A 14680-nucleotide genomic window follows, 5' to 3' on the forward strand; every position below is an offset into this window, starting at 1 on the left:
AAAGAAAGCCCCGCAGTATTTTACAAGCGCGGCTTTCTTTTTATTTAATTTTGTAAAACTATGAAAAAATTCAAGAATAAGTTTAAACATTTAACCATTTCGATAAATACTACTTTAGCCATTGTGTTCATGGCGATGATCATCGCTACTATTGAAGTTATTGGTGCCTATTTTACACGCCAATTGGAACAAAACAGTATTGAAAATTTTCAATCATCCATTCAGGTTTTGCCAATAGTTTCTAACCAGTTGTCAACGCAATTGCTAAAAGACAATAAGCATACTGACAGTAATTTAAACAGAATTGTCAATGACTACAGCAATGGTATTGGTACGATTAGTGAAATTATTGTGGTAGACAATAAGGATATCATTCGTGCAGTTTCAAACCTAAATGATAAAAACCGGATTGGTCAGCGTGTCAATAATACTTTGGTTAAGCAGGTAACTTCAACTGGCAGACAGGCAACTAAAGTTGTCAATGAAAACGGAGACTATATGGTGCAAGTTACCCCTTTAAGCGCTGGTAACGGCTCCGCCAACACTGTTGGTGCAATTTATGTCCGAGCGTCAATGCAAGGGGTTTTTAATGACCTGCGCAATATTTCATTGATGTTTTTGGTCACTTCTATGATCGCCGCAGTAATGGGGGCAATCTTATCTTTAGTAGTCTCGCATGCGATTACTAAGCCCATTGAGGAAATGCAGAGTCAGGCGCTTAATATTGCCGATGGTGATTATTCAAGCCAGGTAAAAATCTATTCCAACGATGAATTAGGGCAGTTAGGCCAGGCTTTTAATACCTTGTCTGTTAGAATTGAGCGCTCTCAAGAAGAATCTGAAAGTGAACAGCGCAGGCTGGACAGCGTACTGTCTCATATGAGTGATGGCGTTCTTGCTACTGACCGGCATGGTAATGTTAATGTTGTCAACCAAATGGCGCTCAATTTTTTAAACCAAACGGAAGATGAAATCATTAATCAGCCGATCGCTACAGTTTTAGGCTTAAAAGAGTCCTCACAAGATTTAATTGCCAACCAGAAAGGCATAGCAATCACCCTGAGTAAGGGAACAAGGGATGAAGTCATTCTACACGCCAGTTTTTCTCTTATTAAAAGAGTTACGGGCTTTGTTTCTGGTAGTGTCTGTGTTTTGCATGATATTACTGAACAACAGAAGAATGAAAATTCCCAAAAGCAGTTTGTTTCTAATGTTTCCCATGAATTACGTACGCCACTTACTAGTTTACACGCATATATTGAGACGTTAAATGAAGGAGCATGGAAAGATCCCAATGTTGCCCCCAAATTTTTGCAGGTAACGCAAGAAGAAACTGAGCGCATGATTAGAATGATCAGTGAACTTCTCAGCCTGTCAAGAATGGACAGGGGAGTTTCCAAAGTTGATTTAGAGTGGGTTAACTTTAATGATTTTGTAGCTCATATCTTGGATCGCTTCGACATGATTGTTAAAACGGATAAAAAAGAAAATAAAAAGTACACCATTACTCGTGAGTTGGGTACGCAGGCGTTATGGGTAGAAATCGATACTGACAAGTTTGCGCAGGTAATTGATAACATTATGAACAATGCCATTAAATATTCGCCTGATGGTGGCGTGATCACAGTAAAACTGCACTCAGAGCAAAAACGCATTGTTTTGAGTATTGCCGATCAGGGCTTGGGTATACCGCGAGAAGATTTAACTAAAATTTTTGATCGCTTTTACCGCGTTGATAAAGCTCGCTCACGGGCTCAGGGTGGTACAGGATTAGGCTTGGCGATTGCTAAAGAAATAGTGGAAGAACATCACGGTCATATTTGGGCCAACAGCAGTGAAGGAAAGGGTTCTACTTTTTATATTTCTCTGCCATATGAGCCAATGAGTGAAGGGGATGATTGGGATGAAGTCTAAATTTAAGCTTGGCGACGTGTTGCTTTTAATAGGAACTTTGGCGGTTTTTGGCCTGTCAATTGTACTCTGGATATTCATTATGACTAATGACCAGTATTTCAATCGTATTAGTCAAACCAGCAGGGTTGCAGAACAAACACGAAGCCACCGCGATCGGATTGTTTCCAATCTTTATATTCCTACTAATTCTTATGGCTTTAAAAATGGTCAGTTGTACCGCTTGTATGATGCTAAAAAGAATTTACCTCTGGAATTTGTCAAAGAAATAAAAGGGGTAAAGTACCGTAATATTAAGAAAATTAGCACGGATAAAAAACAATATGAGGAAATGTTGCATAATTCGGAGTGTGTCCAGTTAAGCTTTCCAAAAGAAGTCAGCATTAATTTGTTCACTAAGAAAAACGTTAAAAAAGGCGATCCGAAGTTTCGTCGTATCTTCATCACAAACAGTAATGATTTCCTTTATTTAGGTAATGATAAGACTTATACCATTTACCGCATTAATTTAATTAAGGGTGACTTTAATAAACTGCGTAGTTATGCCAGTAACGCTCGGGGCAAGATCCCCGTTGAGTTTGTGCGCCTCAAAAATTGTTATGAAGTTTTTTTCACCAAACAAGACCACTGGCGCATATACAGCTATCTGACAAATACGCAAACCGATTCTTACTTTGTTTCTCGCCTTCTCGGTACGACAAATGTAACTACACGCTCTAATAAAAAAGGCTGGGTTACGTATTCGCTTAACTACTATACTAACTTAAGAGTGCCAAAGGCTAAAACCGACCGGCATGATTTTCACTATACTCGTTATGAAAAGCGCAAAGACAAAACGCTGAACGATCAACTGCTGGAAAGTGTCAGTTTTGTTCATAAGCTTGGCTTGAGTGAACAAGATTTACGTTATTTTGATACAACGGATGATTCCATTAGCTATGCTAATTATGTTGAAGGGATACCCGTCTTTTGGGATAACAGCAGTCCTCAAGTGATGACATCATTTACTGGAGATGCAGTTAAAGTTGATTTTAACAATACGGATTTACAAATTCCGATACCTTTTGATGGACAAACAAAAACCCTGCCATCAAGTATAACGGTAATGCAAAGATTAGTTAATGCCGGCATGAGAAAAGAAGAAATTCAGCGCATAATAGTGGCTTTTGGTGTAGAAAAGGATAATTCACATGACCACTTGGTTAATCTAGTACCGGGTTATTATGTGAAAGCTTATAATCAATGGAAGAGTTTAGCTGAATGGGAAAAAGTTGATTTTCTGAGCTTAAATAAATATAAACAGGCAATAATGGAAGAAGGGAAATAAAAATGGACCGTAAAAGAATAGAATGGTTATTTTTCATTATTTTCTTGTTAATTGATATTTATTTAGGAATAGAAATTTGGCGTTCTCCTATTAGCTTAAGTGATACCTCCGGTTCCACTGCAACAAGTATCCGGGCCGAGATGCGTGCTGACGGCATTGATATTCCCCTCCATATTTCGCATAAGCAACAATCTGGTTATTACTTAGCTGTTAAGAATCGCGACTATCTTTCTCGTAAAAGCAGCAGTTTAACGCAAGTTACTACCCATTATTCTAAAAGCGATAATTCTTTAACTGGTACACCAAAATCCCTGATTTTGCTCAGTGGAAATCGTAAAAAGAATTTACAACAATTAGAGGATTTTAAAAATGATCCTAAAAATGTTCCTTACGGTAAAGAGTTTAAATACGAACCTAGTATGTCAGGCGATAATACCTATTGTTATGTCCAAAATACTGATTATGGCCGTATTTATGACAGTGATGCCCAGTTAACAATTAATGTGCGCGATAATCAAATTGTTAACTATACTATTTCTTATATGGGTCCTATTAATGCTGTACGTGAACCACAATTAATTATCAGTGCCTGGCATGCTGTCAAAGCAATGTATACTGATAGGGAAATTGTCAACAATTCACGTGTGATGCAGGTCAGCCTGGGTTATTCTAAATTAACCGACGTTCGCGGGAGCACTATTTTATTACCAACTTGGTTAATCCAGGTAGAAAATAAGACTACTAAGAATATCACTGTTAAAAGAGTTAATGCATTTACAGCACAAATCTTGCAGGGCAGCTCATATAATGTTAATGTACAAAAAAATTAGGAAGGAAAGAATGCGGTGCAGGTTTCCGTTTTGGCCAGCGGTTCGACTGGCAATACCAGCTTGATTGAAACTGGGCAGCATAAGATTTTGATGGATGCCGGCTTGTCAGGCAAAAAAATCAAGATGTTGCTAAGTGAAGTTGGCGTTGATATTAAAGATATTGACATGGTTTTTTTAAGCCATGACCATTCAGATCATAGTAAAGGATTGGGGGTTTTGATGCGACGCTACCCTCAAATTGCTGCTTTTGCCAATAGTGGTACCTGGGAATATTTAACTGAAACGCAAAAAATTGGGCAGATACCGGTTGAACAAATTAATGTTATTGAACCGGGGCAAACAAAAACATTTGGTGATTTGGATGTTACTGCATTTGCGACCAGTCACGATGCGGCTCAGCCACAATATTATGTTTTTACCAGCGGCGGTAAACGAATGGCCTTTTTGACTGATACCGGTTATGTTTCCCGTAAGGTAAAAAGTGTAATTGCAGACGCAGATGCTTATCTAATGGAATTTAATTATGACGACATGATGCTACGTAATGGCCCGTATTCCTGGGGCTTAAAACAACGCATATTATCGGATGTTGGTCATTTATCAAACGATGATGCAGGGCAGGCTCTGCTGGATGTAGTAACAAGTAAAACAGAACATATTTTTTTGGCACACAGGAGTCAGCACAATAATACGGCAAAGTTGGCTTACAATGCTGCTAAAAAAATAATGGTTGACGGAGATGCTAATTTGCCCAGTGATGTTAAAATTGTTTTGACCGACCCGGTCCAGCCAACTAATTTAGTACAAATTTAAGGAAATTTTTTACCTTTTTTCAAATTTGGTTAGTATAGTAAAAAAGATGTATAAAGGAGACTAAATGATGAATAATCAAAACTCTGGTCGTCAGCAACATGGCATTTTGAAGACTGCTATTGTTGGTGTTGTAGCCGGACTTATAGGTGGTGGGGCCTCATATGTGGCCTTAGATCAAATTAATAATGCTAATATGAATAATAATGCACAGACTAGTATTAGTTCCAGCAGTGCTAAAACCTCTAGAAACAGTGCTAAAACCAGCGGGACAATGACGCCAGCTTATAACGACGTTAAAGGTGCTGTGGTTTCAGTTATTAATATGAAAAGGCAGACAAACAGCAGCAATTCCCTTTTTGATTTTTTCGGCGATTACGATAATGATAATAAGGGCAAAGGAAAGCTGCAGACATACAGCGAAGGTTCAGGCGTAATTTACACTAAGTCCGGTAATAAGGGCTATATTGTTACCAACAACCACGTTGTTTCTGGTAGTGATAAAGTTCAGGTTATGCTGTCTAATGGTAAAACAGTTAATGCCCGTATCATTGGTACGGATGCTACAACAGACTTAGCTGTACTTTCAATTGATAGCAGCTATGTTACTCAAACGGCTGAATTTGGCGATTCCAAGAGCTTACAGGCAGGACAAACAGTAATTGCGGTTGGCTCTCCTCTGGGCAGTGAATATGCTTCTACGGTTACGCAAGGGATCATTTCGGCTCCTGCACGTAGCATTACTACTTCATCTGCTAATCAGCAAACAGTTATTCAAACGGATGCAGCAATTAACCCTGGTAACTCGGGTGGTGCATTAGTTAATTCCGCGGGACAGGTTATTGGGATCAACTCAATGAAGCTTTCGCAATCAAGCGACGGTACATCAGTCGAAGGAATGGGTTTTGCTATTCCTTCCAATGAAGTAGTAACTATCGTTAATCAATTGGTTAAGAAAGGTAAGATTGTGCGTCCACAACTGGGAGTTAAAGTAATTGCTTTACAAGGCATTCCTTCCAGTTACAGAAACCACCTTAACATCAAATCTAATCTTAAAAATGGTATTTATGTAGATTCAGTTACTAAGCACAGTGCGGCTGCTATAGCAGGAGTTAAAGCAGGCGATGTAATTATTAAGGTTGACAACAAAGCTGTTTCAGATGTCGCTTCGTTACACAGCATTTTGTATAATCACAAAGTCGGAGATAACGTTAATTTAACCGTTAATCGTAACGGAAAAGAAATCAATTTACGAGTTAAATTGCAATCAGACTAAATCAAAAATATTCTAGAATTAAGTAAAAAAAAGGCTATACTATGCGGTTTGAAACATAAGTATAGCTTTTTTCTTAATATTATTGTTGGGAAACAAATTAAAGTTCGGAATTAATAGCTGTCAAGTAAAACACAAAGATAAAAATATTGTTGATAATTGTGGATAACTTTGTGGATTGTGCATAAAATGCGAAAAAGCAGCTGGGACAAATTGTGGAAAACCTGTGAATTGTGTGTAAATAATAGTGAAAATTAATTAGATCAAACAGTTGTTCAAGGCTTAACAGCAGTATTTGAGAGCAAAAAGTTTGTGAAAATCACCTATAATTAATCTCACTGTGGGTAAATTTAATTTGATAAATTTAAAAAAATAAGCAAAACACAATTTATTCGCTTACTAAAGGTAAAGACCACAAAATGTAGTTTTTAACTTTACACAGTTGTGGAAAAGGTAAGTGGAAACTTTGGGAATTGGGGGATAAAATAGCAGTTATGAATATTAAAATTGTTTGTGTGGGTAAGCTAAAAGAAAAGTATTTTAAGGATGCTATTGCTGAATATCAAAAAAGGCTGAGTAGGTTTGCCAAAGTTCAGGTAATAGAAGTGCCAGATGAAAAAGCTCCTGAAAAATTTAGTGCGGCAGAGCAGGAAAATGTTAAAAAAATAGAAGGACAAAGAATTCTGAGCAAAATAAAAGATAAAGAATACGTTTTTGTGACCGCAATTAATGGCAAGCAGCGAACTAGTGAAGAATTTGCGCACGAGATCAAGGATCTTGCAACCTATGGACATTCTGATCTTACTTTTGTTATCGGTGGCAGTTTAGGTACCAGTTCAGAAGTGGATAAAAGAGCGGACGATTTAATGAGCTTTGGTGAAATGACTTTGCCCCACCAGTTAATGCGGGTCGTTTTGATTGAACAAATTTATCGCGGCTTTATGATTAATAGCGGCAGTCCTTATCATAAGTAGATTTAATTATGCGAAAGGCAATAAAAAATAAAAATGCAAACTCCGGCTAAAATTACTAACAAGCGGTATCGGCTAAATTATCACATAACAACACCTTCTGGATGGATGAATGATCCTAACGGTTTTTCATATTATAAAGGCTACTATCATGTTTTTTACCAATACTATCCTTATTCATCTAAAAGAGGCCCTATGCACTGGGGCCATTATCGCAGTCAAGATTTAGTTCACTGGGAAGAATTACCAATTGCACTGACGCCGGATAGTCCTGAGGATAAAGATGGTTGTTATTCTGGCAGTGCAATTGAAAAAGATGGTCGCTTGTATTTGATTTATACAGGTAATCATTACTACGATGTCAATGATCATAGTCGCTTTTATCAAACGCAAAATGTTGCCTATAGTGATGATGGCATTCATTTTACAAAATATAGTGGTAATCCTGTGATTGCATTGCCACCGACGGATAACTCACAGCACTTTCGTGACCCTAAAGTATGGCAAGATGGAAATGAATATTATATTGTTGTGGGTGGTCAGGATAAGAAAGGATTAGGCCGTGTAATTACTTATAAGTCGACTGATTTATTGCATTGGGATTATTTGGGACCGATTACTGTTTCTCAAGGAGCCGATATTGAAGGCTATACCTGGGAGTGCCCTGATCTTTTTTCATTGGGTAAAGAGGACGTTTTGTTATGTTCACCTCAAGGAATCGTGGCAAAGGGTAAAGAATATCTTAACTGCTATCAAACGGGATATTTTATCGGCAAAATGGATTATCGCAACAATCAATTTAAACATGGTGCATTTCAAGAACTTGATCACGGACACGACTTTTACGCTGCCCAAACTATGTTAACGCCTGATAATAGGCGCATTGTTTTTGGCTGGCTCGATATGTGGCACGCTGACTTTCCCGAGCAGGCTGACGGCTGGTGTGGGGCATTAACTTTGCCGCGAGAATTAACTTTAAAAAATAATCAGCTGTATATGACGCCAATTAATGAGTTAAAACAACTACGGCAAGAAAAAGTAGTTGACGGAAAACAAACGAGTTCTTCAATGCAAGTTAATGTTTCTGATCCACAGCACTTGGAATTGCTTTTAACGTTTGCTGCAGGAGACTGGTTCGGTAATAAGATTAGCTTTGTTTTTAAAAATGAACAGGAAAATCTGGTTACACTATCTTGGAATAAGGAAAATAGCGAAGTAATTTTGACCAGAGCGGATAAAGCGCCATCTGACGCGCAACGTTATGGCAAACTAAGACCAAACTCCAAACTAAAAATTCAAGTTTTTATTGATACAAGTTCAATTGAATTTTTCTTAAATGACGGAGAGCTGGTATTTTCAGAACGCTATTACACAACCAAAAAGCCGGCAATTTTTATTAATGCAGACGAGCCGGTTAATATTAGTATTGCAGGTTATTCTTTAGCTGAATAAATTAAGGGATAGAAAAAAGTGGACAAGCACGTCCACTTTTTTATTTTAACGTCAATAATGCTAGATTTACTAAAACCAAAATTGCAATTGACTGTAGCCAGTCACTTTTTTTAACAGGAACAGCTGCAATGACAGAGCGTCTGGCATTTTCGCGGTAACCATGGGATGCCATACCCTGGGCTAAATTTTCTGCAGAATTCAGGGCAACTAAGATAGCCTTAAAGTAAAGAACCGGTGACCAAAAACTCAAATATACCCCCCGCATCATGCCAGCAGTACGAATTTGCTTAACAGCCTCTTTCATTCGGGGAACGATATTAAGAGCAGCTAAAACTCCATAAGCAAACTTGCTGGGCAAATGAAAATTTTGTTCAAAAGAGCGGGCAAATTCTGTAGCAGTAGTGTCTATTGAAACGCAGTAGATAGTCAAAGTATAAACGTAAATTCGACTAGATAAGCTTAGTGCGTTCTGTAAGTTGGGCTGTGGCGAGAACCAGTATAAAGTCGCAAAAACTGTAAAAGCAGCAATTAAAGGCATTAGTAGAGTTAAAAGCAAATTGCTTAATTTAATGTGTTTGCAAATTAAATAGACCAATGCAAAGAATATGATTAAGAGGTTTGTTAGTAAACTTGATTTCAGTGATATTTCTACAGAAATAATCAGAGCCAAGATAAATTTAAAACTAGGATTCATGATAGTACCTCACTTGTTCGTGTAAGCTAGATGCTGGTCTTTAAAAATGAGGTGATAGTCACACCAATCAGCTAAATTCTTTAACTCATGGCTGATAATTAAAAGCGTTTGCTTCCGTGCTTTCTGACTTTCTCTTAATAAAGACATCACTTTGACGGCAGAGTCAGCATCCAGGCCGCTAAGCGGTTCGTCAATTAACAATACATCCTGATCTGAAATCAACATTAATAAGATTTGCAGTTTCTTTTGCTGCCCACCGGATAATGAATATACGACATGATCAAGCAGTGAATCAAGTTCAAGAGAGGATAACGCAGCAGCTATTTTATCATCAGTAAAATAAGAATTGCTCCGTTTTTTTTTGCTGAGGTTAATTTCATCTGCAACCGAGACATTGATAAACTGGTCAGTTGCATTTTGAAATATTTGGCCTACATGAAGCAAATACTTACGAGTAGGTAATTTATTAATTTCACGGTTGTGGTAGGTGATGCTGCCTGAATAAGGGATCATTTTAGTCAGAGCATTAAAAAGTGATGTTTTGCCCACACCGTTGGCTCCTGTAATCAGAGTGGTTTTACCAGAAACAATATTTAAATGTTCCTGCTTTAGAAGTAAACGATTTTGTCTAATCTGAACGTTTTGCAGGGTAAAGCACGACTCCTCAGTCTGCTGCGGTAAGACAAAAGTATAGGAATTAGAATCCGTATTTTTTCGCAACAATTTTTCCTGTTCTGCTTGAGAAAGCTGCACCAGGCGTTTACCCTGAAATTGAAAAAGATTGTCGCAAAATCCTTCATAACCAGCTAGTACATGATCACTTAAGATGATTGTTTTTCCTTGATCGCGCAGATGTGCTAGTTTAGCGATTAAAAACTTGCGGGCAGCGGGATCACAGCTGGCGAAAGGCTCATCAAGTAAAAACAGGTCAACATTCATCGCTATGAGAACAGCCAATGCCACTCTTTGTTGTTCACCACCAGATAAAGTGTTAATTTTTTGATCAAGTAAATAATCAATTTGGGTAAACTGAACGGCTTCATTTAACTGTTTTAGATACTGGGCCTTATTAAGGCAGAGGTTTTCCAGTGCAAAAATAATTTCTTCTCGAGGAGTTGCCATAGTAAATTGCTCACTGGCATTTTGAAACATCATAGCAGCCTTTAAGCCGCCCAGAGTAACAGTGCCGCTTAGTTGTCCTGCAAATTCAGGATATAACTTTGCTATTATTTTCAATAAGGTAGATTTACCACAGCCAGTTGGTCCAACTAACAATGAAAACTGCTTTGTAGGAATATTTAAGTTAATGTCTGTTAAAATTTGGTTTTGTTTATCATATGAAAATGTTAGGTTATTTAATTTAATCAATTTAGTTACCAAAAAAATCGTCAGGATAATAGCCTGACGATGTAAAATCTTTCGTTTTCCCTTCTCTGGCATTATCCATAGCAGGTTCTGCGGGTTTAATCTCAGCCTTTACAGGCACCCCGATGTTAAATTTTATTATACAGAAAAGAAAATTAGTTGTCTAGATGCACAAGGAGTTTCCGTTACCCATGTAGCAATGATAAAGGTAAAATAACAAAATTATATTAGTAAGATGAAAATTTGCTATATAATAAAACTATATAACCCCAAAATTGTATAAGAGGTGAAAGTAATGGCAGCAGTTAAATTGGAACAATATTTAGCCAGTATCATAGATGCGGCTAGGTCTGATACTAATGAAGTGAAAATAAAACCAGGTAACAGCAACTTTGATTTGTTTATAGCCTTTTTAGAAAATCGTAATACGGGAATTCATCGCTACCAAACAACAGGACTAACTATTTTGTATGAGGCAAAAGGTTCAACTAAAGTGAGAATCAATAGTCAGGATTTTATGCTCAATGATGGTAATATCATCTTTTTACAGAAAAAGAGTAATTATGAAATATTAAAACCTGGTAGTAAAGATATTTTAGTTAAGCTCGAATTTGACCCCAATATAGATGTCCGGGACTTTTTTGACAACCTAACTGTAATGAACAATTATGAGAAAAAATTGCTTAAAAAAATCAATACTACTTTTGAGCAAAAAAGATTATTAGGGCTAAACGGAACCTTAATGTCAGAATCTGCCCATCTACTTAAAAAGATAATTGATGAATACCTTAATCATGACTTGTTTACCCGCAACGCTATCATGGCAGAACTTACTTTGCTTTTCGTTTCTGCTGTTAGAAATCAGAATTTAACTTCCACTCCGGCAATAAGTCATCAATTTGCACAGACGGATCTGGAAAAATACATTGATGCCCATTTTACTAATATTACGCTTAATGATGCAGCCAAGCATTTTGGCTTTAATCCTAATTATTTTTCAAGTTTGGTCAAACAAAAAACTGGCAAAAGTTTTGTGGAACATGTCGATGAAAGGCGCATGCTGGAAGCACGAAGTTTACTTGCTCGCCCAGATATTTCCGTCAAAGAGATAATTACCCGTGTTGGTTATAGCGGCAAGTCCTTCTTTTATAAGAAGTTCAGTGAATATTATCATGAAACGCCAGTGCAAATGCGTGCAGAACTATTCAGGCAGGCAAATATTAATTTGAAATAAAAAACAACCTTAAACAAGAAGGTTGTTTTTTTACATTTTTTCTAAACGTTTAATTCTGTCCGCTGTTGGCGGATGACTGTCAAACAAATGGGTAAAACTGCGTTTTTTACGCATAGGATCTTCAATATACATTCCGGCACTGCTGGGATCAGCTTTTTTCATTGGTGCAGAGCCCTCAATTTTTTCAAGCGCCGAAATTAGTCCTTGAGGATTGCGCGTTAACTCTACTGAAGAAGCATCAGCAAGGTATTCGCGGTTACGTGACAATGCCATTTGCGCTAAACTGGCACAAATAGGCCCCAAAATTAAGACAAACGCTATAGCTATTACCTTAAAAATGACAACGATAGTGCCACCACTATCATGATCACTATCACGATCATCATCAATCCACCAGATATAGCGGCTGGCAATCCCAGAAAGATAAGAAATGACTCCTACTAGCACTGCCGCGATAGTAGAAACTAAAATATCGTAGTTTCTGATATGAGAAATTTCATGACCCAAAACTCCTTCCAGTTCCTCCCGGTTCATCATATCGAGTAAACCTTGAGTAACTGCAACTGCTGAATGGTTCGGATCCCTTCCTGTCGCAAATGCATTAGGGCTGGCGTCATCAATAATAAATACTCGCGGCATGGGCACACGACCAACTAGTGCCATATCTTGCACAACGTGCCATAATTCTGGATTATCTTGCTCATGAACTTCTTGGGCATGATTGAGGCTCATAACCATGTTTGCCGGATTGGGCAAGACAATTAGCATGTAAATTATACTAAAAATCACTGCAATAACTAAACCTAAAATTGGTCTATCGCTAAAAAGGTAGCCCAGTCCCGCACCTACAAGTGCCAAAATAATAACAAACAATCCCATAATACCCACAGTTTTGCGCTTATTGCGGGCAATTTGTTGAAATAACATAAAACTGGCCTAATATTTAAAACTTAACTTTAGGTACTTCTTTTTCAGATTCACTGGTTTGCAAGTAGTCAACTTTCTTAAAACCGTGAATGTGAGCAATAATATTGGAAGGGAAGGTTAAAAGTTTTTGATCGTATAAAGCAGCAGATGAATTATAAAGCTGCCTTGAATAGGCAATTTTATTTTCAGTATTAGTCAATTCTTCTTGCAATTTCAAGAAGTTTTGATTGGCTTTAAGGTCAGGATAATTTTCTGATAATGCAAAGATAGATTTAAGCGCATCAGAAATTTGGTTAGAAACTTTTAAGGTTTGTGCATGGTCATCGCTGGGAATGTTAGTTAACTGATTACGCAGCTGCACAACGTTTTCCAGTGTTTCTTTTTCGTGTTTGGCATATCCTTTGGTGGTTTCGACTAAATTAGGAATCAAGTCATTACGCCGCTTTAATTGGACGTCAATTTGGCTCCAGGACTCATCGGTGTAAACCTTGGCTTTTTGTAAGCCATTGTATACCGCAATATAGATTGCAATTAATAAAATAATAATAATTACAATTATCCAAGTTAAACTGTTCATAGTCTTCCTCCTTATATATATCTCTTAATTATAACTGATTAAGAGACTTTTGAGTATAAAAAAGAAGCTTATACTACCTTTCATTAGCAAAGCTTTACTAAATTGATTATTAAATTAATAAAAGCCCCCAGCCAACAACTGTCAAGACTAGCAAACCTATGAACTGCATTACAGTCCATTTTTTGAAAAATTCCCCTCTTGAAACTGTCGCATTTTGGGTAAAAGTTTTGAGCACCAGCATATTTGCCATTGAACCAATCGGTGAACCAAAGCCACCAATATTGGAACCTAAAAACAATGCTTTAGCATAAGGGGTAAATTTACCAACTAAAATGGTAGCAGGAACATTACTGATAATTTGACTTGAGATGATTGAGGTGAAGTAAGTTGAAGTTTCTGAATTGATCATTGTATGGATAATGCTGACGATCATCGGAATTTGTTGAATGTCACTAATGAAAATAAAGAAACACGTGAAAGTTAATAGCAGAGCAAAATCAACCTTAAGCAAGATTCTGGGGTTTATTAATAATGCCAGGATAATTGCAACAATTAGCGGAATTACCACATTAATAACTTTAAATACGCCCAAGAAGAATAGTGCAAACACTGCTGTAGTAATGATTGTTGGTCTTAAGCTGATATTAATCTGTTTAACATCCTGCCGCGGAATTTTTTTGCGGGGGATAAAGTGAAAAATAATCAGCGTAATAACGAGTGCCATTATTAAATAGGGCAAAGACCATGAAAAAAATTGGACAGCGTTAACAGAATACTTACTAACTAAAAAGATGTTATGAGGGTTACCCCAAGGAGTAAAGGCAGCCCCAATGTTTGCACCCATACCAATTAAAGTAACGGGTAAAATCTGGGGTAAATCACATCTCTTAGCAATATTCAAGTATAGGGGAATCAATGTAAGCGCTGTTATGTCATTGCCCAAAAACATCCCCGCGATAATTGCTAAAGCCGTAAATAAAATATTTAGTTTTTGCATATTATCAGCAATACTGGTCAGTTTATACGCGAGCACATCAAGAACGTGTAAGTAGGCGTATATTTGAATAATGATTAGCATCGCGGCGACTGAAAAGATCGTATGTAAGTTAATGTCTTCAAACCGCGGTCTAGCAAAAAAAAGACTGATAATCGTTATTACAAAAGTAATCTGCAGGATTTTATCGCTAAAAACCTTTTTCAAGACGGTCATAAAATGTCCCCTTTCACAAGTTATAATCATCTGTAATCGCTATATACATTTTGACCTTTTTTTCCCTTATTAGCAATAATAATTTTTTAGATTAAGGGA

13 protein-coding genes and 1 riboswitch are annotated in these 14680 nt (G+C 37.2%); of the genes, 8 read left to right on the top strand and 5 right to left on the bottom strand.

Features of this window, described 5'->3' with window-relative positions; genetic code table 11:
• Positions 1-60: 60 nt before the first annotated feature.
• The 7 genes from walK to Q0R51_RS00215 all read left to right on the top strand — a co-directional run bounded on the left by walK (position 61) and on the right by Q0R51_RS00215 (position 8574).
• On the top strand, positions 61-1914 hold the full coding sequence (walK, locus tag Q0R51_RS00185) for a cell wall metabolism sensor histidine kinase WalK (protein ID WP_198202221.1): 1854 nt from the start codon (positions 61-63) through the stop codon (positions 1912-1914).
• Positions 1904-3238, top strand: a complete 1335-nt coding sequence (locus tag Q0R51_RS00190; RefSeq protein WP_367178595.1) for a hypothetical protein — start codon at positions 1904-1906, stop codon at positions 3236-3238. Before walK ends, Q0R51_RS00190 begins: the two co-directional genes overlap by 11 nt.
• Positions 3239-3240: 2 nt before the next feature.
• Complete coding sequence (locus Q0R51_RS00195; RefSeq protein ID WP_110445428.1) at positions 3241-4068, top strand: two-component system regulatory protein YycI; 828 nt, start codon at positions 3241-3243, stop codon at positions 4066-4068.
• A gap of 15 nt (positions 4069-4083) precedes the next feature.
• On the top strand, positions 4084-4881 hold the full coding sequence (locus tag Q0R51_RS00200; RefSeq protein ID WP_122025503.1) for an MBL fold metallo-hydrolase: 798 nt from the start codon (positions 4084-4086) through the stop codon (positions 4879-4881).
• A gap of 67 nt (positions 4882-4948) precedes the next feature.
• Positions 4949-6154, top strand: coding sequence for a S1C family serine protease (locus tag Q0R51_RS00205; protein WP_174794937.1), 1206 nt, complete (start codon positions 4949-4951; stop codon positions 6152-6154).
• Positions 6155-6645: 491 nt separating this feature from the next.
• Positions 6646-7125 carry a 23S rRNA (pseudouridine(1915)-N(3))-methyltransferase RlmH gene (rlmH, locus tag Q0R51_RS00210; RefSeq protein ID WP_122037146.1) on the top strand — a complete coding sequence of 160 codons (480 nt, stop codon included), beginning with the start codon at positions 6646-6648 and terminating at the stop codon, positions 7123-7125.
• A gap of 33 nt (positions 7126-7158) precedes the next feature.
• Positions 7159-8574: a sucrose-6-phosphate hydrolase gene (locus Q0R51_RS00215; RefSeq protein WP_294755835.1), complete on the top strand. Its 1416-nt coding sequence runs from the start codon at positions 7159-7161 to the stop codon at positions 8572-8574.
• Positions 8575-8614: 40 nt separating this feature from the next.
• On the opposite strand, the gene Q0R51_RS00220 is transcribed toward Q0R51_RS00215, so the two are convergent.
• Both Q0R51_RS00220 and Q0R51_RS00225 read right to left on the bottom strand, forming a co-directional pair.
• Entirely contained in the window at positions 8615-9268 is a 654-nt protein-coding gene (locus Q0R51_RS00220) for an energy-coupling factor transporter transmembrane protein EcfT (RefSeq protein ID WP_110445433.1), read from the bottom strand.
• Positions 9269-9277: 9 nt separating this feature from the next.
• The gene (locus Q0R51_RS00225; protein ID WP_294756141.1) at positions 9278-10636 is read right to left on the bottom strand and encodes an ATP-binding cassette domain-containing protein; all 1359 of its coding nucleotides are present in this window, start codon (positions 10634-10636) and stop codon (positions 9278-9280) included.
• A 40-nt stretch (positions 10637-10676) separates the two neighbouring features.
• A riboswitch (TPP riboswitch) is annotated at positions 10677-10768 on the bottom strand.
• A gap of 160 nt (positions 10769-10928) precedes the next feature.
• Here Q0R51_RS00225 and Q0R51_RS00230 point away from each other — a divergent pair.
• Positions 10929-11867: a helix-turn-helix domain-containing protein gene (locus tag Q0R51_RS00230; protein WP_294755837.1), complete on the top strand. Its 939-nt coding sequence runs from the start codon at positions 10929-10931 to the stop codon at positions 11865-11867.
• A 30-nt stretch (positions 11868-11897) separates the two neighbouring features.
• On the opposite strand, the gene htpX is transcribed toward Q0R51_RS00230, so the two are convergent.
• The 3 genes from htpX to Q0R51_RS00245 all read right to left on the bottom strand — a co-directional run bounded on the left by htpX (position 11898) and on the right by Q0R51_RS00245 (position 14581).
• Entirely contained in the window at positions 11898-12794 is an 897-nt protein-coding gene (htpX, locus tag Q0R51_RS00235; protein ID WP_294755839.1) for a zinc metalloprotease HtpX, read from the bottom strand.
• Between the two features lie 16 nt (positions 12795-12810).
• Positions 12811-13371, bottom strand: a complete 561-nt coding sequence (locus Q0R51_RS00240) for a LemA family protein (RefSeq protein WP_294755841.1) — start codon at positions 13369-13371, stop codon at positions 12811-12813.
• A 109-nt stretch (positions 13372-13480) separates the two neighbouring features.
• Positions 13481-14581, bottom strand: coding sequence for an SLC13 family permease (locus tag Q0R51_RS00245; RefSeq protein ID WP_046324133.1), 1101 nt, complete (start codon positions 14579-14581; stop codon positions 13481-13483).
• Positions 14582-14680 lie beyond the last annotated feature (99 nt).

The sequence above is a fragment of the uncultured Lactobacillus sp. genome (genome assembly GCF_946477725.1).
GTDB lineage: Bacteria > Bacillota > Bacilli > Lactobacillales > Lactobacillaceae > Lactobacillus.

Excerpts from the sequence above, each read along its gene's own strand:
- walK (WP_198202221.1), top strand. The coding sequence starts at position 61 with ATGAAAAAATTCAAGAATAAGTTTAAACATTTAACCATTTCGATAAAT.
- Q0R51_RS00190 (WP_367178595.1), top strand. The coding sequence starts at position 1,904 with ATGAAGTCTAAATTTAAGCTTGGCGACGTGTTGCTTTTAATAGGAACT.
- Q0R51_RS00195 (WP_110445428.1), top strand. The coding sequence starts at position 3,241 with ATGGACCGTAAAAGAATAGAATGGTTATTTTTCATTATTTTCTTGTTA.
- Q0R51_RS00205 (WP_174794937.1), top strand. The coding sequence starts at position 4,949 with ATGAATAATCAAAACTCTGGTCGTCAGCAACATGGCATTTTGAAGACT.
- rlmH (WP_122037146.1), top strand. The coding sequence starts at position 6,646 with ATGAATATTAAAATTGTTTGTGTGGGTAAGCTAAAAGAAAAGTATTTT.
- Q0R51_RS00215 (WP_294755835.1), top strand. The coding sequence starts at position 7,159 with ATGCAAACTCCGGCTAAAATTACTAACAAGCGGTATCGGCTAAATTAT.
- Q0R51_RS00220 (WP_110445433.1), bottom strand. The coding sequence starts at position 9,268 with ATGAATCCTAGTTTTAAATTTATCTTGGCTCTGATTATTTCTGTAGAA.
- Q0R51_RS00230 (WP_294755837.1), top strand. The coding sequence starts at position 10,929 with ATGGCAGCAGTTAAATTGGAACAATATTTAGCCAGTATCATAGATGCG.
- htpX (WP_294755839.1), bottom strand. The coding sequence starts at position 12,794 with ATGTTATTTCAACAAATTGCCCGCAATAAGCGCAAAACTGTGGGTATT.
- Q0R51_RS00240 (WP_294755841.1), bottom strand. The coding sequence starts at position 13,371 with ATGAACAGTTTAACTTGGATAATTGTAATTATTATTATTTTATTAATT.
- Q0R51_RS00245 (WP_046324133.1), bottom strand. The coding sequence starts at position 14,581 with ATGACCGTCTTGAAAAAGGTTTTTAGCGATAAAATCCTGCAGATTACT.